19 protein-coding genes are annotated in these 17976 nt (G+C 65.8%); 12 read left to right on the forward strand and 7 right to left on the reverse strand.

Features of this window, described 5'->3' with window-relative positions:
• Positions 1-116: 116 nt before the first annotated feature.
• Both GFY24_RS05590 and GFY24_RS05595 read right to left on the reverse strand, forming a co-directional pair.
• Entirely contained in the window at positions 117-383 is a 267-nt protein-coding gene (locus tag GFY24_RS05590; protein ID WP_153803872.1) for a hypothetical protein, read from the reverse strand.
• 392 nt (positions 384-775) lie between these two features.
• Positions 776-1006: a hypothetical protein gene (locus tag GFY24_RS05595; protein WP_153803873.1), complete on the reverse strand. Its 231-nt coding sequence runs from the start codon at positions 1004-1006 to the stop codon at positions 776-778.
• 177 nt (positions 1007-1183) lie between these two features.
• On the opposite strand from GFY24_RS05595, the gene GFY24_RS05600 reads away from it, so the two are divergent.
• Together GFY24_RS05600 and GFY24_RS05605 are read left to right on the forward strand one after the other, a co-directional pair.
• A complete protein-coding gene (locus GFY24_RS05600) occupies positions 1184-2344 on the forward strand; it encodes a helix-turn-helix transcriptional regulator (RefSeq protein ID WP_309230494.1) in 1161 nt (386 codons plus the stop codon).
• Between the two features lie 260 nt (positions 2345-2604).
• Entirely contained in the window at positions 2605-4116 is a 1512-nt protein-coding gene (locus GFY24_RS05605; RefSeq protein ID WP_153803874.1) for a carboxylesterase/lipase family protein, read from the forward strand.
• A gap of 30 nt (positions 4117-4146) precedes the next feature.
• Here the strand turns inward: GFY24_RS05605 and GFY24_RS05610 are convergent, their stop codons facing one another.
• Together GFY24_RS05610 and GFY24_RS05615 are read right to left on the reverse strand one after the other, a co-directional pair.
• Positions 4147-5013, reverse strand: a complete 867-nt coding sequence (locus tag GFY24_RS05610; protein ID WP_309230495.1) for a DNA-formamidopyrimidine glycosylase family protein — start codon at positions 5011-5013, stop codon at positions 4147-4149.
• 55 nt (positions 5014-5068) lie between these two features.
• On the reverse strand, positions 5069-5383 hold the full coding sequence (locus GFY24_RS05615) for a helix-turn-helix transcriptional regulator (protein WP_153803875.1): 315 nt from the start codon (positions 5381-5383) through the stop codon (positions 5069-5071).
• An 80-nt stretch (positions 5384-5463) separates the two neighbouring features.
• On the opposite strand from GFY24_RS05615, the gene GFY24_RS05620 reads away from it, so the two are divergent.
• Positions 5464-6234, forward strand: a complete 771-nt coding sequence (locus GFY24_RS05620) for an SDR family NAD(P)-dependent oxidoreductase (RefSeq protein WP_153803876.1) — start codon at positions 5464-5466, stop codon at positions 6232-6234.
• A 6-nt stretch (positions 6235-6240) separates the two neighbouring features.
• Here the strand turns inward: GFY24_RS05620 and cobF are convergent, their stop codons facing one another.
• Entirely contained in the window at positions 6241-7005 is a 765-nt protein-coding gene (cobF, locus tag GFY24_RS05625) for a precorrin-6A synthase (deacetylating) (RefSeq protein ID WP_309230496.1), read from the reverse strand.
• 69 nt (positions 7006-7074) lie between these two features.
• On the opposite strand from cobF, the gene GFY24_RS05630 reads away from it, so the two are divergent.
• The 7 genes from GFY24_RS05630 (at position 7075) to GFY24_RS05660 (ending at position 11847) form a co-directional block, all read left to right on the forward strand.
• Positions 7075-7908 (forward strand): thymidylate synthase, encoded by an 834-nt coding sequence (locus GFY24_RS05630; protein WP_309230497.1) that lies wholly within the window; start codon positions 7075-7077, stop codon positions 7906-7908.
• 71 nt (positions 7909-7979) lie between these two features.
• Entirely contained in the window at positions 7980-8471 is a 492-nt protein-coding gene (locus GFY24_RS05635) for a dihydrofolate reductase (protein WP_309230498.1), read from the forward strand.
• A gap of 115 nt (positions 8472-8586) precedes the next feature.
• Positions 8587-8913 (forward strand): cupin domain-containing protein, encoded by a 327-nt coding sequence (locus GFY24_RS05640; protein ID WP_153803879.1) that lies wholly within the window; start codon positions 8587-8589, stop codon positions 8911-8913.
• A 57-nt stretch (positions 8914-8970) separates the two neighbouring features.
• Entirely contained in the window at positions 8971-9981 is a 1011-nt protein-coding gene (locus tag GFY24_RS05645; RefSeq protein WP_153803880.1) for a Dyp-type peroxidase, read from the forward strand.
• Entirely contained in the window at positions 9978-10775 is a 798-nt protein-coding gene (locus tag GFY24_RS05650) for a family 1 encapsulin nanocompartment shell protein (protein WP_153803881.1), read from the forward strand. The genes GFY24_RS05645 and GFY24_RS05650 overlap by 4 nt, the downstream gene beginning before the upstream one ends.
• 117 nt (positions 10776-10892) lie before the next feature.
• The gene (locus tag GFY24_RS05655; protein WP_153803882.1) at positions 10893-11438 is read left to right on the forward strand and encodes a hypothetical protein; all 546 of its coding nucleotides are present in this window, start codon (positions 10893-10895) and stop codon (positions 11436-11438) included.
• On the forward strand, positions 11419-11847 hold the full coding sequence (locus GFY24_RS05660; protein WP_153803883.1) for an NUDIX domain-containing protein: 429 nt from the start codon (positions 11419-11421) through the stop codon (positions 11845-11847). The genes GFY24_RS05655 and GFY24_RS05660 overlap by 20 nt, the downstream gene beginning before the upstream one ends.
• Here the strand turns inward: GFY24_RS05660 and GFY24_RS05665 are convergent.
• Positions 11827-13464, reverse strand: coding sequence for an MFS transporter (locus GFY24_RS05665; RefSeq protein WP_153803884.1), 1638 nt, complete (start codon positions 13462-13464; stop codon positions 11827-11829). The two genes, GFY24_RS05660 and GFY24_RS05665, sit on opposite strands and share 21 nt — an antisense overlap.
• A gap of 349 nt (positions 13465-13813) precedes the next feature.
• Here GFY24_RS05665 and GFY24_RS43185 point away from each other — a divergent pair, with 349 nt between their 5' ends.
• The gene (locus GFY24_RS43185; protein WP_153804192.1) at positions 13814-15565 is read left to right on the forward strand and encodes a TerD family protein; all 1752 of its coding nucleotides are present in this window, start codon (positions 13814-13816) and stop codon (positions 15563-15565) included.
• Here the strand turns inward: GFY24_RS43185 and GFY24_RS05675 are convergent.
• Positions 15562-16212 (reverse strand): helix-turn-helix domain-containing protein, encoded by a 651-nt coding sequence (locus tag GFY24_RS05675; RefSeq protein ID WP_309230499.1) that lies wholly within the window; start codon positions 16210-16212, stop codon positions 15562-15564. The genes GFY24_RS43185 and GFY24_RS05675 overlap by 4 nt on opposite strands.
• 173 nt (positions 16213-16385) lie before the next feature.
• Here GFY24_RS05675 and GFY24_RS05680 point away from each other — a divergent pair, with 173 nt between their 5' ends.
• Positions 16386-17969 carry an amino acid permease gene (locus tag GFY24_RS05680; protein ID WP_153803886.1) on the forward strand — a complete coding sequence of 528 codons (1584 nt, stop codon included), beginning with the start codon at positions 16386-16388 and terminating at the stop codon, positions 17967-17969.
• Positions 17970-17976 lie beyond the last annotated feature (7 nt).

The following is a 17976-nucleotide window of genomic DNA, read 5'->3' on the forward strand; positions in this document are numbered from 1 at the left end:
GCCGTTCCTTCCTTCGCGGGGCGCCAGGTAGCGGTGCGGCGATGGCTTCACGATGCCGATCCTGCTCGTGATTCCGCCGAGGCTGCTTCCCTGTTCGCGGAGCAGTCGGGCGTAGATTAACTTGCCGCCGAGCCAAGCGGCGGGTCGGCCGGTGCGGCGTCACGCACCTGCTCTTCAACCTGCCACTGTGCTTGCTCGCGGGCCCTGTTGATCAAATCCGTGATCACCGGACCGAGCCGAGACCCCAGCACCGCAGCATCATCGTCGATAACGACAGCGCGGACCTGACCATTGGCAAACACCTCGACATAGACGCCCTGCTCCCGAAGCGCGGCGCGGCCGTTGCATAGCGCATCAGCGAGCCGGTCCAACTTGGTAGCCAACGACTCTGTGCTTCCGGGCGGACTTGGTTGCGATGAACTCACTGAAATCCTCCTTCCTCGATGACCTACTCCTCGCATCCCCTCGCCCCTGTCACGTGACGCCTACGCGAGTCAGCCGAAGACCCAGGAATGTCGCCGAGATCCATCGCGCAGCGCGTGCGGGTGCAGCGCCAGCCTCCGGTAATCCGACGTTTATCGGAGGTCAGAAATCGCCCTGCTAGCGAGTCCGGTTCCGAGGCTCAGGCGCGCCCTTCGTCCTCGATTCTCTGTCGAATCGCTTCAACCGTGCGCTCCTTCGGGACGCGCTCGGGCCAGAAGATCACAGCCAGGATCACAAACTAGGGGAAGGCCGACGACTACTACCCATCCGAGCAATATCCACATGTCCTTCATCAAATTTCGTTGTCCCGCACCGAGATTGGCTCCACGTCGATGAGGTCGAACCTCACGGCTGCGATTGCCGCCCGGACGTTCGCGTCCAGGTCTTCCGCAGAGACCTCCCACCCGTCGTCGCCGACAAGGCCCCATGTCCCGTCCTGGTGATGCAGGAAGCGCACGCCGTCTTCTGGGGCCAGCGCCAGTTTTCGAGTGTCTTCGTCATCGCGTCGTGCGGGTATGTCCATGGTCCGCCCCTTCCGCCGTCAGGTTGGTACGCACCCGTCGCCGGGGACATCACGGGGCACGTTGTCTACCCGGCGACGGGGCTGAAACAAACGCTAGGCGTGTGTTTTTCGGCCGGTAAGCGCCTTGCTGTCCACAAGCGTCTACAACCGGGGGCAGGGCGCGCATACAGTGGCTTTGTGGCAAACCACGGAGAACTGAACTCCGCGATCATGGGTGCTCAGCTGCGAGCTGCCCGGGAGGCGGCCGGGCTCAGCTTGTCCGCTATGGCTACGCGTACGCACTACAGCAAGCCGTTACTCGGGATGTTGGAGAACGGGCAGCGGCAAATCCGGCCTGAGCACGTCAGCGCCTATGCCGACGCGCTGGGAGTTGGCTCCACGTTGTTCGTTGAACCTTCCGATGGCGAACGAGCAGCGGCTGAATGGACCCAACGAGTCGCCGCATCCGATATCAGCGGGGACACCCTGGAGCGACTGGAACTGGCCGCGGACGACCTTGCGGCGGACTACCCGACCACTCCGCCTGGCGAGTTGCTTGTACGAATTCGCCAGCACCTCGGCTACGCCGGACGCTTGATGGACAGCCGCAAGACCCTGACCCAGCACCGCCGCCTGCTCGTCACGGTTGGCTGGCTGGAACTGCTGGCGAGCACTTGCCATATCGACTTTGGCGAGTTGCCTGCCGCAGCTGCACGCGGTCACCTGGCATGGGACCTCGCCAACGAAGCGGGACACCGTGAGATCGCCGCATGGTGCCTGGAAACCCGGGCGTGGCAGCAGCTGACCGCTGGCGAGTTCAAGACTGCTGCGGAGTTGTCCCGCACCGCGCAATCTCTTGCTCCGGAAGATAGTTCGGCGTTCATCCAAGCCACCGCACAAGAGGGCCGCGCACTGGCACGTCTCGGAGACACCAAGGGCACCTACGGTGCGCTACAGCGAGTGGCCAGGCTCGTGTCCGGGCTCAGCATCCCCGACCGGCCCGAGCACCACTTCCGGTACGACCCGGCAAAGTCGGATGCCTACGTAGCCACCACGCTGGCCTGGCTCGGCGATCCGGCAGCCGAGTCCTACGCGCGACATGTGCTCGCTGACCTTGCAAGGGCCGCATCGGTCCGGCCACGCCGGATCGCGTCGGCAAACTTGGACTTGGGGCTGGCGCTGGTAGCGGCAAACAAGCCCGACGAAGCTGCGAACGTTGCCCTGGCAGCCGTGGAGTCCAGGCGTCTGGTCCCCTCGAACTACTGGCGCGTGTCGGAGGTGGTGTCCGGTATCGAACACCGGGATGCGGCAGACGCTGCGACGGTCCGAGAAGCGTTTCGAGACACCTACCGGACGTAGCGACTATCCGCGAGAAGTCTTTACACAGCCATGAGCAGGCATTTTCCCGCTTGTCCTGCCATAGCTCGGCAGGGGCTCTCGCCAGGAAGAACTGGGAACCGACCTCCAGTTTCGAGTGTCATTTTGAGGTTGGAATCGCAATTCCGAGGGGTTCCGAGCCCTTCCCGCGAGTTCCCGATAATTCCTCCAATGATGTTGTGCCACAAGGGAATAAATACCCAAACTACTGGTCATTGGCTATCGCGGGCTACCATCGGTTGATGGTGGCAACGAAAGACATCCTGACCGCGGACGGGGTCGTCCGTGGTTCCCAGGGCCGCCGCGTCTCACGCTGGCGGTCCATTCCTTTTGCCGCGCCCCCGGTGGGCGAGCTCCGATTCCGGGCCCCGCAGCCGGTGCAGCCGTGGAGTGGGGTGCGTGACGCGACCGAATTCGGTTTCGCCGCAATGCAACACCGGCGGGGTGCGCAGCTCGGACCGCGCCGGCTGCAGCCGACGGGTGAGGACTGTCTGACGCTCAATATCACCGTGCCCAACGCACCGGCATCGAAACCGCGGCCGGTGATGGTGTTCATTCACGGTGGCGGGTACTTCATCGGTACCTCCGCGCTGGGGCTGTATTCGGGTGCGCAGCTGGCGTTGCGCGGCGATGTGATCATGGTGTCGATGAACTATCGGCTGGGCGCGTTCGGCTATGTCGATTTCAGCGAATACTCCACGCCCGCACACCAATTCGATACGAATCTGGGTTTGCGCGATCAGGTGGCGGCACTGGAGTGGGTGCGGCGCGATATCGCCGCGTTCGGCGGCGACCCGGACAATGTGACTATTTTCGGTGAGTCGGCGGGTGCGCACGCGGTGCTCGCGCTCATGGCCACGCCCACTGCGGCGGGACTGTTCCATCGGGGTATTTCGCAGAGCCCGCCCGCGGATTGGGGACCGTCACAGGCCGATGCCAAGCTGTTCGCGCGCCGCTGCCTGGAGAAGCTGGGCGCGGGTACCGGGGATGCCGCGCAGGCGCTACTCACCGCGCGCCCCAATGACATTCGCCGTGCGGTGGATCGCGCGGTCAATGACGTTATGCACAGTCAGCCCGGCCTGTTCCCCGCCGCACCGGTGATCGACGGCGATTTCCTGCCGCAACCAATCGTGGCGGCCTTCGCGAACGGCAGCGCGCATGGTGTTCCGCTCATTATCGGCACCAATCGGGATGAGGGTGCGCTGTTCGCGCGCTTCGACGACACGCTGCCGACCACGCCCGACCGCATGCGCTCGGTGCTGAGGCAGGTCGGTGGCGATGCCGAATCCCGGGTCACCGCAGCGTATCCCGGCTTCCCCGAGCGCAAGGTCGCGGTCCGCATGGGCGGCGATTTCACCTTCTGGCGGCCCTCGGTCGCGGTTATGGAGGGGCATAGCCGGTTCGCGCCGACCTACGCCTACCGTTACGACTTCGCCCCGCGCGCAGTGCATCTCGCGGGATTCGGTGCGACCCACGCGCTGGATCTGATCCCGGTCTTCGGTGTGACCACCACCCCCGTCGGCCGAGCCCTCACGGTGGCGGGCGGGCAGCGTGGTTTCCGTGCGGTTTCCCGTCAGTTCCAAGACAATTGGCTCGCCTTCGCCCGATCCGGGGAACCGCTGCCGAATTGGCCCGCCTATACCGAGGAGCGGCGTGCGACCATGATCATCGACTACCCGTCACGGGTGGAGAATGATCCGGATCAGGCGAAACGTCTTGCGTGGCAGGGAGTTCACCCACCCGCGCTGGTGTAGCCGCGCGTACCCGACGGCGTCCCGGTGAAATTATTTGAGCAGCCGTGACATCCGGCGGTCGGCGAGGATCTTGCCGCCGGTCTGACAGGTCGCACAGTACTGAAAAGACTTGTCCGCGTAAGCGACTTCGCGCACGGTATCCCCGCATACCGGGCACGGCAGCCCGGTGCGCCCGTGCACTTGCATCCCGGATCGCTTCTCCCCCTTGAGCCGAGCCGCGTCCTGCCCGACCGAGCGCGCGATGGCATCGGCGAGGATCTCGCGCATGGTGGCGTACAACCGCGCCACCTGTTCCCCGTCCAGGGTGGAAGAATTCGCGAACGGCGAGAGCTTGGCGGTATGCAGAATCTCGTCCGAGTAGGCATTGCCGATGCCGGCGATCAGCGTCTGATCGGTGAGCGCGTTCTTGATTCGCTGCGTGGTGCCTTTCAATATCTCCGCGAATTCCGGCTCCCCCACCACCATCGCGTCCGGCCCGAGCCGCGCGATACTCGGCACCAGCTTCGGATCCGGCACCACCCACACCGCCAGCCGCTTCTTGGTCCCCGCCTCGGTCAGATCGAATGCGGGCGTATCCCCCTCGGCGGTGAAGAAGTGCACCCGCAAGGCCAGCGGCCCCTTCCCCGGCTTGGGTGGCGTCCCCGACGGATCATCGATCCACCGCAACCACCCGGCCCGCGACAGATGCGTGATCAACCACAGTCCGTCGCAATCCAATCCGAGATGCTTGCCCCAATGCCCCGCCCCCGTGACATCCCGCCCGGAGAGAGCGGTCACCGGCGGATCGAAGGTCTTCAGCACACTCAGCGCCGCCACATCAACCCGCCCCACAACCGCCCCGACCGCATGCGCGCTCAAAAACTGCTCGAGCGCCACAATCTCCGGCAATTCAGGCACCCCCGCAGCCTACCGACCACCCCCGACAACCGCGACCAGCCACGACGCACCGATTTCAGTCGGTGACATCCCGGCGGGCGGCGTCGAGGAGGGTGTCGAGGAGGCCGGGGTAGCGGGCGTCGAGGTCTTCGCGGCGCAGGGATTGGAAGGTTTCGCGGCCGCTGGGGCGCTGCCAGATGAGGCCGGCGTCGCGGAGGACTCGGTAGTGGTGGGTGAGGTTGGATTTGGGTACGCCCTGGACGATCGAGCCGCAGGTGTGTTCACCGCCGTCGCCGAGGGCTCGCAGGATTTGCAGGCGGAGTGGGTTGCCTACGGCGGCAAGCACATTCGCCAGCTGGATCTGGTCCCGCTCGGGATGTGCCGTGAACATGACCCCAGGATAGCTGCACTGTTGACAAACAGTCGAACTGTACGTAAGTCTTTGAACAATTCAACATAGGAGGTAAGGCCATGCCGGACAACGGTTCCCGATTCGACTGCAAGATCGCACTCATCACCGGTGGAAGCAGTGGAATGGGTCTGGCCACCGCGCGACGGCTGCTGGACGAGGGCGCGCAGGTGGTCATCACCGGCCGCGACCGGGCGCGACTCGATGCGGCCGTCAAGGAATTGGACGGCGGGGATCGGGTGCTGGCGGTGGCGGGTGATGCCGCGAAAATCGAGGATCTGGACGCATTGGTCGCGGCCGTCGAGCAGCGCTTCGGACGGCTCGATGTGGTCTTCGCGAATGCCGGAATCGGTGCGTTCCAAGCCTTCACCGATGTCACCGAGACCGAGTATCACCGGGTACTGGACATCAACTTCAAGAGCGTGTTCTTCACCATTCAGAAGGCGCTGCCGCTGCTCACCGACAACAGCGCGATCGTGATCAACGCCTCCTTCGCCCTGCATCGGGGCAGTCCGGGCGCGGCGCTCTACTCGGCGACCAAAGCGGCGGTACACAATCTGGCCCGGACCCTCGCGGCGGAGCTCGCCCCGCGCGGTATCCGGGTCAACTCCGTCAGCCCGGGTTACACCTCGACCCCGGCCTTCCATGCCGAGGCTTCCCCCGAAATCCAGGCTGCCGCAGCCGCTTCCACGCTCGCCGCCCGGGTGGGCAGCGCCGAGGAAGTCGCCGGGGCCGTCGCATTCCTGGCCTCCGCCGAAGCGGCCTACATCAACGCCCAGGACCTACTGATAGACGGCGGCATGACCACCGCGACCCCCACGCACCAGGTCTGATACCGATCAGAGGCCGGGGCGCAGCAGGTAGATGTCCATGATCCAGCCCTTGGCTTCGCGCAGTGCGGCGCGGCGGCGGGTGATGCGGGACTCCACGACGCGGAGTGGGCCTTCGATAATGGCCTCGTCGGGCATGCCCAGGTACGCGCCCCACCAGATGTAAATGTCATCACCGGGCACCTGCGTGAACGAGCAGTCGCCGTCCAGCATGACCAGCGTGGATTGCCCTGCGGCCAAACCCTCTTCGCGCAATCGCCGTCCGGTGGTGATGTGCACCGGCTCGCCGATCTCGTGCAGCACCATGCGGTGCGCGGCGGCGAGCGCCTGCACGCTGGTGATGCCCGGGATCACCTCGTAGTCGAAGCCGACGCGCCCGCGGTCGAGCACGCGTTCGACCACGCGCAGGGTGCTGTCGTACAGCGCGGGATCGCCCCACACCAGAATCGCGCCCACGCCTTCGGTTTCCGCGAACGCCGCCTCCAGCAGTTCGGCGCGCGCCTCATGCCAGTCCTGCACGACACCCCGGTAGGCGGCGTCGGCTCCGGTGCCGGGCACGGTCCGATCGCGCGGCGGATCGAGCACCTCGACGACCCGGTGCGGTTGCTCCGCGTGCTCGGCCAGGATGGTCGCGCGGACGTCGACGAGCTCCTGTTTCTCGGCCCCTTTGCCGATCACGAAGAACACGTCCGTCCGGCGCATGGCCTTGACGGCCTGCACCGTCACCTGGTCCGGATCACCGGCACCGATTCCGATCACATAGAGCTTGCGCACAGCGCCAAAGCATGCCAGGCCGGAAGGGCGTCACAGCACATGGCAGGCGGGTGCGTAAGCTTGCGAGGCGTGGATACCGCCTCTCGAGACCCCCAGAGCACGGCCCCGCACGACACTCAATACGAGGATCTGCTGAGGCTGGTGCTGGAGTCGGGCACCCCGAAGGCGGATCGCACGGGTACCGGTACCCGCAGCATCTTCGGACATCAGCTGCGTTATGACCTGTCGCAAGGGTTTCCGCTGATCACCACCAAGAAGGTGCATCTCAAGTCCATCGTCTACGAATTGCTGTGGTTCCTGCGCGGCGATTCGAATGTGAAGTGGCTGCAGGAGCACGGGGTCAGCATCTGGGACGAATGGGCCGACGCCAATGGCGATCTGGGTCCGGTCTACGGCGCGCAGTGGCGGTCCTGGCCGACACCCGACGGTACCCATATCGATCAGATCGCGCAGGTGCTGCAGACGCTGCGCACCGATCCGGATTCGCGGCGGATGATCGTGTCGGCGTGGAATGTGGCCGAATTGGATCGGATGGCGCTCGCGCCGTGTCATGCCTTCTTCCAGTTCTATGTGGCGGACGGCAAACTCTCCTGCCAGCTGTATCAGCGCAGCGCGGACCTGTTCCTGGGTGTGCCGTTCAATATCGCGAGTTACGCACTGCTGACACATATGGTGGCGCAGCAGACCGAGCTACTGCCCGGCGATTTCATCTGGACCGGCGGCGATGTGCACATCTACGACAATCATGTGACGCAGGTGCGCGAGCAGTTGACGCGCGAGCCGTACCCGTTCCCGAAGTTGAATCTGCGGCCCGCACCGACCCTGTTCGATTACGCGTACGAGGATGTGGAAATCCAGGATTACCGGCATCATCCGGCGATCAAGGCCGCGGTGGCGGTGTGAGCGGTCAGGCCCCGGAGGAGGCAGCCCGCGTAACCACGCAGGGGCCCCGCGCACACCTAATTGGAGACAGCGTGAGAACCATCGGGCTGATCTGGGCCCAGACCCCGGGCGGGGTGATCGGTTTGGACAATGCCATTCCGTGGCGCGTGCCCGAGGATATGGCGCACTTCAAGGAAGTCACCTGGGGCCATCCCGTGGTGATGGGACGGCGCACCTGGGATTCGCTGCCCGCACGCTTCCGGCCGCTGGAGGGTCGGCGCAATATCGTCGTGACCCGGCAGGCGGACTGGTCCGCCGAGGGCGCCGAACGGGCGAGCTCGCTCGAGCACGCCCTCGAGCTGAGCGGAACCGGGACGGTCTGGGTCGCGGGCGGTGGCGAAATCTACCGCGCCGCAATGCCATTCGCGACCGAGCTGATGGTCACCGAGGTGGACTCCGAGGTCACCGGCGATTGCTATGCCGCTCCGATCGGCGCGGAGTGGACCGCGGGCGAGGATGCGTGGCGAGAGTCCGCGTCGGGCCTGCGTTTCCGGTTCCGGCGTTATCGCCGCGTTGTGCGGTAATCGGGGATAACGCGAACATTCCACTCCGGTAATTCCTGTGCACGAACGGCCCAATCTGCCAGTCGCCCAGTAAGTAGTCCGGCATACTCACGGATACTCCGGCGAAAGGCAGTCCATGGACAAGAAGTCGCTGACCGCGGTCGCGCGCCAGCAGCTGAAGCTGGCGGCGACCGCCTCGAGCGGACGTAGTTCGCTCACCATCTACGGCGGTCACGCGCACAGCCTGCGTCAGACGGTGATCGCCATGACCGCCGGGCAGTCCCTGGCCGAGCACGAGAATCCGGGCGAGGCCACCATGCTGGTGCTCAGTGGCGTGCTGGCGCTGATCAGCGGCGCCAATGAATGGAAGGGTTCGGCCGGCGATCTGCTGGTGATCCCGGACGCGCGGCACAGTGTGAAGGCCATCGATGATGTGGCTTTCCTGCTCACCGTGGCGAAATAGCAGACACGGGGCTACCGGCCGTTCGGTTCGATCGGTGCACGTTCTAGGCTGGACCGCATGGGTGAGCCGCAGCCGATTCTCGACCCGCTGACTCCCGCCGCGATTTTCCTCGTCGCCACCGTCGACGAGGGTGGTGAGGCATTGATACGCGACCTGCTCGCGGACCTGCCCGGATTACGCCGAGCCATCGGCTTCCGGGTGCCCGGTGCGGGATTGACCTGTAATACGAGCATCGGCTCCGATGCCTGGGATCGTCTCTTCGCGGGGGCGAAACCGGCTGAGCTGCACGAGTTTCCGGGGTACCGGGGCGAGCGGCATCAGGCCCCCGCCACCCCGGGCGATCTGCTCTTCCACATCAAGGCCGAAAACCAGGACGCCTGTTTCGAATTGGCGATGGTCATCGGCGACCGGCTGGCCGGGGCGGGCACGATTGTCGATCAGACCGTGGGTTTCCGGTACTTCGAACAGCGTGATCTGCTCGGATTCGTCGACGGCACAGAGAATCCCGAGGGACCGCTCGCGGTTTCGAGCGCCCTGGTCGGCGACGCGGATGCCGAATTCGCCGGTGGCAGTTACGTGATCGTGCAGAAGTACCTGCACAATCTCGGCGATTGGAAGGCGCTCTCGACGCAGGAGCAGGAACGGGTGATCGGGCGCACCAAGCTCGACGACTATGAGCTCTCCGACACCGACAAGCCCGCGAATTCGCATGTGGCCGTGAATGATCAGGACGATGTCGGCACCATCATGCGTGCCAATATGCCGTTCGGCAGCGTGCAGGACGGCGAGTTCGGCACCTATTACATCGCCTACTCGGCCACGCCTTCGGTCACCGAGACCATGCTGCAGCGCATGTTCCTGGGCACCGCCGAGGCCGCGTACGACCGGATTCTGGATTTCTCCACAGCCGTCACCGGCACCTTGTTCTTCGCCCCGCCCGCGGGGTTCTTCGACGCGCTGCCGGAAGCACCCGCACCGGCGGCGGCCCGGGAATCTTCGGCAACCAATGGTGTTGTCTCCCACGATGGTTCCCTCGGAATCGGCACGTTGAAAAGGAGTCAGGCATGAACAACCTCCACCGGGAACTCGCGCCGATCACCTCCGCCGCCTGGACGGCGATCGAGCAGGAGGCGACCCGAACCTTCAAGCGGCACATCGCCGGTCGCCGCGTGGTCGATGTCTCCGGACCGCACGGGGCCGACTACTCCGCGGTGGGCGTGGGTCGCACCGCCGCCATCACCTCGCCCGGTGACGGCGTGCAGGCGCGCCAGCGGGTGGTGGTGCCGCTGGTGGAGTTGCGGGTGCCGTTCAGCCTGTCCCGCGATGAGCTCGACAATGTGGAGCGCGGGGCCAAGGACACCGATCTGGACGCGGTGAAGGAGGCGGCCAAGAAGATCGCCTTCGCCGAGGATCGGGCGCTGTTCGAGGGGTATCCGGCCGCCGGAATCGTCGGCATTCGCGCCAGTACCTCCTGCGAACCGGTCAAACTGCCCGGCGATCCGCGCCTGGTTCCGGAGGCCGTCACCCAGGCGCTGAGCAAGCTGCGCCTGGCCGGCGTGGACGGCCCGTACTCGGTCCTGCTCTCCGCCGACATGTACACCGCGGTTAGCGAAACCTCCGACCACGGCCACCCGATCCGCACCCATATCGAACGCCTCATCGACGGCGAAATCATCTGGGCCCCAGCCATAGACGGCGCATTCGTACTCTCCACCCGAGGCGGCGACTTCGACCTGCGGATCGGCCAGGACACCTCCATCGGCTACCTCTCGCACGACGCCGAATCCGTCCAGCTCTACTTCCAGGAGTCCCTGACCTTCCTGGTCTACACGGCGGAAGCGGCAGTAGCCCTGGAGGCGTAAGCCACCGCCGAGCAGCGGTAGCACCGGCCCCGTGCGCACACTGCGCACGGGGCCGTTTTGCGGGTACGGTGACGCGCAGCACAGAAGCGGGAGGCGATGTTCGATGGTGCGCGCGGGATGACGATGGTGCGGGCCGGTGTGGTGCCGGGGTGGCGGGCGGCCTGGTACGGGGTGGCCGGGGTGCTGGTTATGGCTGCGGTCTGCGGGGGTGTGGTCGGGCTTTTCGGGGTGAATCGGGTGTTCACCGGGTTGTTGTTGGGGGTGGCGGCGGGGATTACGGTGTTGTTCCTGCTGTTCGGGCGGGATGGGGTGGTGTTGACCGAACAGGCGATTGTGCGGCGAACCCCTTGGGGCGCTGAGACTTTCGGGTGGGATCGGGTGGTGGCGGGGCGGTTCACGCTCGATGAGGATGCGCGCTGGTCACTGGCGCTGGATCTCAATGACGGTGACGAGCCGCACGGTGAGCTGGTGCTGCTGTCCATTCCGCCGGTGGTGAAGCCCATCGCGAACGCGTATGACATGCGTAAACGCGAGCAGGTCAATGAGATTCGCGGCATGCTGCGCGGTAAGCGGATTCCGGTGACGGTGCTACCGGAGATCGCGGACGCGCTGACTCGGCATTGGCGTTCGGCCCCGCCGACGCATGGCGACAGCCCTCGGTAGGGTCTATGCCGTGATTCGCACCGCGGCGCTGGCACATATTCGGGATCGTCGTCTGCTGCAGACCAGGTCCACCGGTAAGGATGTCTTCTATATGGCGGGCGGCAAGATCGACCCGGGTGAGACCCCGGAGTCGGCCCTGCACCGCGAGATTCGCGAGGAGCTCGGTGTCGGCGCGGTCGAGGTGGCCGAGCTCGGCGTCTTCGAGGCGGAGGCGTACGGCCACGCACCCGGCACCCGACTGCATATGACGTGTTTCCTCGGCGACCTCACCGAGGAACCGCATCCCTCCGGGGAGATCGCCGAGCTGCGCTGGTTCACCCTCGCCGAGTATGAGGCCATGGAGCATGTGGCTCCGGGCTCACTCCTGGTCTTTCAGCGGCTGCACGCCCTAGGTCTGATCGACGCCTGACTCGCCGTCGACGGCGGTCGGTGTGTCCGGTGCGCGGAATGGGATGCGGGTGGCCGCGGCCAGGCCGACCAGCAGGAACAGCGCGGCCGCGAGCAGCGTGCTGCGGGTGGCGTCGGTGAAGCCGCGGCACAGCGCGTCGACAATGGCGCCGGCCCCGTCGTGAGCGCGCAGGCCGGAGATGGCCCCACCCGCCGACTCCCTGGTGGCGGTGGACAGCGTGTCGGCCGCACTCGCGGGCAGATTCTGCACATCCTCCAACCGGCGCGGCAGATCTTTGCCGAGCGCCACCGACAGCAGCGCGCCGACGACCGCGGTACCGAACGCCGAACCGACCTGCCGGACCGTGCTCTGGGTCGCCGAGCCCTGTCCCGAACTCGCCGGTGGCACATCGGCGAGCACCGTTCCGGTCAATTGCGCCGAGGCCATACCCAATCCGACGCCGTATACGACGAGCAGTATCGCCAGCCACCAGCCGGAGATATGCGGCGTCACGAACAGCGCCACCAGTGCGATGGCGACGGCCTCGAAGGCCAGGCCGATCTGCACCACCCGCACCGGTCCGACCTTGCGCACGATACCCTCGGCGATTCCGGCCGCGAAGAATGCGCCGACCGCCATCGCCGCGAGCACGAAACCTGCTCCGAGAGTGGACAATCCGAGCACATTCACCATGAACAACGGCAGTACGAACAGCAGTCCGAATTCACCGAGCGAGACCGCGAACGCGGTCACATTGCCCCAGCGGAAACTCGGGATGAGGAACAGTTTCGGATCCAGTAGTGCGGAGCGCCCGACCAGATTCCGATGGTTCTCCCAGCGAATGAACAGCACCAGCGCCAGCACACCGAGAGCCAGGAATACCGGAATGGGCGAAATCCAGGCATTCTCGGACCATTTGAAGCCGGGCATCGGGAACTCCCGCAGCGGTTTCCACCAGCCGTAGGTCTGACCTTCGATGAGCGCGAACACCAGGAGTGCGAAACCGGCGGCGCTGAGCAGGAATCCGTCGACATCGAGTCCGGGCGCGGCCTTGCCCATCCGCGTCTCCGGAACGAACAGGACGAGCCCGATAAGCACGACCGCACCCAGCGGGATATTGACCAGGAAGATCCACGGCCAGGTGAAATTCGTGGTGAGCCAGCCGCCGAGCAGCGGGCCGATGGCCGCGACACCCGATATGACCGAGCCCCAGACGGCGAAGGCGATAATGCGGTCCCGCCCCCGGAAGATGGCGTTCATGGTGGCGAGCGTGCCCGGCATCACCCCGGCCGCGCCGATACCCTGCACGATCCGCCCCCACAGCAGCGGCCAGGCACTGGTGGCCGAGGCGGCGAGCACACTGCCCGCCAGGAAGATCAGCACGCCGAGCGCGAACATCCTGCGCCGCCCGAGCCGGTCGCCGAGTCGCCCGCTGGTGATCAGCAGGGCGGCCAGCACGACCGCGTAAATGCTGGTAATCCATTGCGCCTGAGTGAAATTCAGGCTCAACTGGTCGATGAGGACCGGGAGCGAGACCGAGACGATGGTGCCGTCCAGCACCACCATGGAGAGTCCGAGCGCGAGCACTCCGAGCGTGATCCATTTCTTGCGACCCAGGTCTAGCTGCTCTTCTGTCATCCGTCGCTCCCGCCGCACATGGGACAGCCGTCCGAAAAACCGGTTCTCGCGGTAGCCATGCAGGTGCCATTGGCCGGTGCTAAGTGTAGGTCCAACTTCTTGGTCAACGGCCCAAGGTGACAAGACGGTTATCGGACTGGCGCAAACAGGCTGCTCTCAGCCGTGTCCCGGCACGAATGCGGCATCGACCGTGCGACGCGGCGAACTGCCTATCAATCGACGCTGATTGTTTGCCATCGTGTTCAGGGGGCTGAAAGCAACGCCGCGCGGCACCGGCGATCGCGACCGGATAGCCGGGACCGAACCGGGACAGTCGATGTCCGAATCGGATACGTTTGAGGGCGTGTCGATGATGAAGGGTTCCAACGTTCCGGTGGCGGCGTCCGCGGTTCGGATCGAGCTGGGGTGGCAGTCGGGTCCGGGCGTTCCGGATGCCGATGCTTCGGCCCTGCTGCTGGCCGGTGGCCGGGTGCGCTCGGATAGTGATTTCGTCTTCTACAACCAGCCGGTACACGGCTCGGGCGCGGTCCGATATGAGGGTAAGCGACAGGGGCCACAGGTCACCGATGTGCTCTCGGTGAATCTGTCGCAGGTGGAGCCGCAGATCGAGACCATTGTCATCGCGGCCTCCGCCGATGGTGGCACCTTCGCCCAATTGCCCGGGCTGCATGTGCGTTTGGTGGATACCGGTAGCGGCGCGGAGGTCGCGCGCTTCGACAGCACCGACGCCTCATCGGAGACCGCCTATGTGCTCGGCGAGCTGTACCGCCGCCAGGGCGCGTGGAAATTCCGCGCCGTCGGGCAGGGGTACGCGACCGGACTCGCCGGGCTCGCAAGCGATTTCGGCATTGCCGTCGATGACGCCCCGGCCGCGCAACCGGCCCAGCCGTCATATGCCGCCCCGCCGCCCGCCGCTTCCCCGTCATACGCCACTCCCCCACCGGCACAGCCCTTTTCGCCGCCGCCCGCGCAGCACAGCCCACCGCCGCCGTATGGAGCGCCGGGGCAGCCGACCGGGGCTCCGCAGCCGAATTACGCCGCGCCGGGCCAGAACCCACCGCCGTACGGTGCGCCCGGGCAGTACCCGCCGCCGCCTGCCGGTTACACCCCGCAGCCGGGTCAGTACCCGGACCCCGCGGGTCAATACCCGCCGCCGGGGCAATATCCGCCGCCCGCTGGACAATTCCCGGATCCGGCCGGTCAGTACCCGCCCGGCGGTCAGTACCCGCCGCCGCCCGGGCAGTATCAGGATCCGGCGTATTCGCCTGCGCCGGGCGGATATCCGCCGCCGCAGCAGCCGTATCCCGCGCCGCCGAATCCGTATCAGTCGGGTGGGAATCAGATTCCGCCGTATCAGCAGGGCGGGAATCAGCCTCCGGCACCGCCGTATCAGCAGGGCGCGAATCCTGTTCCGCCGCAACCGTTCGGGCAGACTCCGCCGCCCGGTGGTGCCGAGCCCAAGGTGAATCTGGGCAAGATCTCGCTGACCAAGGAGGCCCCGGCGGTCTCGCTGACCAAGCAGGGAGCGACCGGCGGCATTATGCGGGTCAACCTGAACTGGTCGGTGCCCGGTGCGTCGAGTGGGCTGTTCGGGCGTAAGCGCGGTGGTAATGGCGGTCTGGATCTGGATCTGTGCTGCTTCTGGGAGCTGACCGACGGTACGAAGGGTTGCATCAGCCCGCTGGACACCATGGGCAATCTGCATCGCGCCCCGTTCATCGAGCTGGATCAGGACGATCGCACCGGCGCGAGCCAGGGCGGGGAGAACCTGTCCATCAATCTCGATCACACCGTGCAGTTCCGGCGCATTCTGGTCTTCGCCTCGCTGTACGAGGGTGCGGAGGATTTCCGTGGCGTGCACGCCATCGCGACTCTGCATCCGCGCAATTCCGCGCCCATCGAGATGGAGGTCAGCGGCTGTATCGACGACTCCCGCGAGATGGTGCTCGCCCTCATCGAGAATGTGAACGGCGAGTTGGTGGTTCGGCGCGAGGGTGTCTTCGTGCGCCCGCCGGACGGCCACCGCTTCTGGGGCAAGATGGCCGTCGACCAGGCGTACCGCTGGGAACTCAAGTGGGGCACCTCGAAGGGCAAGTCCTAGCCCAATTCTATTGCGGCGGACCGGGTTTCGGTGAGGTCGCCGTGATAGCCGAGTAGCCGGAGCATGGCGTCGGGGATCAACTGGTCGGCGTATTGCGGGGGTGCGCCCTCATCGGAGCGGATATTGATGACCGATTCGACGAGCCGGAACGGCAGTAGATCCGCGCCGGGGACCGTGGGGTTCCCGGCCTCGGCGATGACCGCGGCGGCGAGGGTTTCGTAGTGACGGCGCAGCTCGTCGCGGCGGGCCCGGAAGGCGGCGAAGCGTTCACTGCGCAGTTCGGGTAGCAGGTAGAGCGCGCCCAGATTCCAGCGCGCGGCGCAGAGTTGACTCACATCGAATCGGGCCAGGGCGTAGAGCCGCACGGCCGCCGGCTCGTCGGCGATGGCGAGCCGTTCGGCGAGTTCCAGCGGCCCGGTAATGGTTTCGCCGAGCAGCGCGTCGAGGATGTCGTCCTTGGACGCGAAGTGGTGGTACAGCGATGCCTGCCGGATGCCGACGGCGTCGGCGATGGCCCGGGTCGAGGTGCTGCCGTAGCCATTGCCGGTGAACAGTTCGGCGGCGGCGTCGAGGATCTCGGCGCGCGGCGTCTGACCTGCCCTGCGGCGGGGTTCCAGGCGGGGACGTCCAGGTCCGAGTTGGGTCACGCGCTTCATTCTGTCCTACCGGACCGCGGTGAGGTTTCTGTCACTTGATAGAAATCACGGCAATGCAGAAGTTACGGCGGGCCATGTTTCGGATACATCGGCGTCACCGGGCGAGCGATCGGAATTGGAAAACTTTCAATCGATAGATATTCACCGCTCGCGAAGGATTCGCCATGGTTGCCTCCGCCGATTCCATCGTCCAGAAAGACCCTCCGAACAGCACCGATACGAGTGCCGACAGCGCCTCCGGCAGTGCCGACAGCGCCGATCTGGCCCGCTTCGGCTATCAGCCCGTCCTGCACCGCAAGCTCGGCCGCTATGCCTCGTTCGCGGCGGGCTTCTCCTTCGTCTCCATCCTGACCACGATCTTCCAATTCTTCGGCCTCGGTTACTCATTCGGTGGCGCGGCCTTCTTCTGGACCTGGCCGATCGTGTTCGCGGGGCAGTTCCTGGTGGCACTGAACTTCGCGGAATTGGCTGCGCGGTACCCGCTTTCGGGCTGCATCTACCAGTGGTCGCGGCATCTGGCCGGGGAGCTGGTGGGCTGGTTCGCGGGCTGGATGATGATCATCGCGCAGATCGTCACCGCGGCGGCCGCGGCCATCGCATTGCAGGTGGTGCTGCCCTCGATCTGGAGCGGATTCCAGCTCGTCGGTACCGACACCGCGCTGACCTCGCATGACGGGGCGGTGAATGCCGTTGTGCTGGGCAGCATTCTGCTGGTGCTCACCACGATCATCAATGTGGTCGGCATCGATTGGATGGCGCGGATCAATTCGCTCGGCGTCACCATCGAGATCGTCGGTGTACTCGCGGTGATCGCGGTCTTCTTCACGCACGCCGATCGCGGGCCGAGCGTGGTCACCCAGACCGATCAGGCCGCGCCGGGCTCGTACTGGGCCGCCTTCCTGGTCTCCGGACTGATGGCCGCCTATGTGATGGTCGGATTCGATTCCGCCGGTGAGCTTTCCGAGGAGACGAGGAATCCGCGCCAGGTCGCACCGCGCACTATTCTGACCGCGCTGACCGTCTCCGGTATCGGCGGTGGACTCATTCTGCTGGGCGCGCTGATGGCCGCGCCGAGCCTGTCGGACGGCTCGTTGAGCAGCGGCGGACTCGCGTATGTGATCGAGGCCAAGCTGGACAGCCCGGCGGGCAAGGTCGTACTGGCCTGCGTGGCATGCGCGATCACGGTGTGCACCTTGGCGATTCAGACCGCCGGTTCGCGGCTCATGTTCTCCATGGCGCGCGATGGCCGGCTGCCCTTCGCCGAGCGACTGGCCGCCGTGCACCCGCGCTTCGGCACCCCGGTGCTGCCCGCGGTGGTGATCGGCGCGCTGGGTATCGGCCTGCTGGTGCTGAATCTGGGCAATGCCGCCATCTTCGCGACGCTGGCGAGTGTCTGCATTGTCACGCTCTATCTGGCGTATCTTCTGGTCACGGTCCCGCTGCTGGTGCGGCGGATCAAGGGCTGGCCCGCCGATGACGCCACCACCGAGAACGGGAAGCCGCTGTTCGGTCTGGGCCGCTTCGGGATTCCGATCAACGCATTGGCCGTGGTGTGGGGCATTGCCATGGCGGTGAACCTGGCCTGGCCGCGCGCCGAGGTGTACATCCCGACCGGCGGCGGCTGGTGGATGCAGTGGGCCGCACCGCTTTTCGTCCTGGTGACGATCGCGGCGGGCGTGCTCGTGCATCGGATTGTCACACCGTCCCGCACGGTGCCGGGCACCGAAGCGATCATCCAACCCGCCTGAAGGAGTA

It is taken from the genome of Nocardia sp. SYP-A9097, assembly GCF_009649815.1.
GTDB lineage: Bacteria > Actinomycetota > Actinomycetes > Mycobacteriales > Mycobacteriaceae > Nocardia.

What these genes read in the sequence shown, in the direction of transcription:
- GFY24_RS05595 (WP_153803873.1), bottom strand. Translation starts at nt 1,006, where the DNA reads ATGGACATACCCGCACGACGCGATGACGAAGACACTCGAAAACTGGCG.
- GFY24_RS05605 (WP_153803874.1), top strand. Translation starts at nt 2,605, where the DNA reads ATGGTGGCAACGAAAGACATCCTGACCGCGGACGGGGTCGTCCGTGGT.
- GFY24_RS05615 (WP_153803875.1), bottom strand. Translation starts at nt 5,383, where the DNA reads ATGTTCACGGCACATCCCGAGCGGGACCAGATCCAGCTGGCGAATGTG.
- GFY24_RS05620 (WP_153803876.1), top strand. Translation starts at nt 5,464, where the DNA reads ATGCCGGACAACGGTTCCCGATTCGACTGCAAGATCGCACTCATCACC.
- GFY24_RS05640 (WP_153803879.1), top strand. Translation starts at nt 8,587, where the DNA reads ATGGACAAGAAGTCGCTGACCGCGGTCGCGCGCCAGCAGCTGAAGCTG.
- GFY24_RS05645 (WP_153803880.1), top strand. Translation starts at nt 8,971, where the DNA reads ATGGGTGAGCCGCAGCCGATTCTCGACCCGCTGACTCCCGCCGCGATT.
- GFY24_RS05650 (WP_153803881.1), top strand. Translation starts at nt 9,978, where the DNA reads ATGAACAACCTCCACCGGGAACTCGCGCCGATCACCTCCGCCGCCTGG.
- GFY24_RS05655 (WP_153803882.1), top strand. Translation starts at nt 10,893, where the DNA reads ATGACGATGGTGCGGGCCGGTGTGGTGCCGGGGTGGCGGGCGGCCTGG.
- GFY24_RS05660 (WP_153803883.1), top strand. Translation starts at nt 11,419, where the DNA reads ATGGCGACAGCCCTCGGTAGGGTCTATGCCGTGATTCGCACCGCGGCG.
- GFY24_RS05665 (WP_153803884.1), bottom strand. Translation starts at nt 13,464, where the DNA reads ATGACAGAAGAGCAGCTAGACCTGGGTCGCAAGAAATGGATCACGCTC.
- GFY24_RS43185 (WP_153804192.1), top strand. Translation starts at nt 13,814, where the DNA reads ATGATGAAGGGTTCCAACGTTCCGGTGGCGGCGTCCGCGGTTCGGATC.
- GFY24_RS05680 (WP_153803886.1), top strand. Translation starts at nt 16,386, where the DNA reads ATGGTTGCCTCCGCCGATTCCATCGTCCAGAAAGACCCTCCGAACAGC.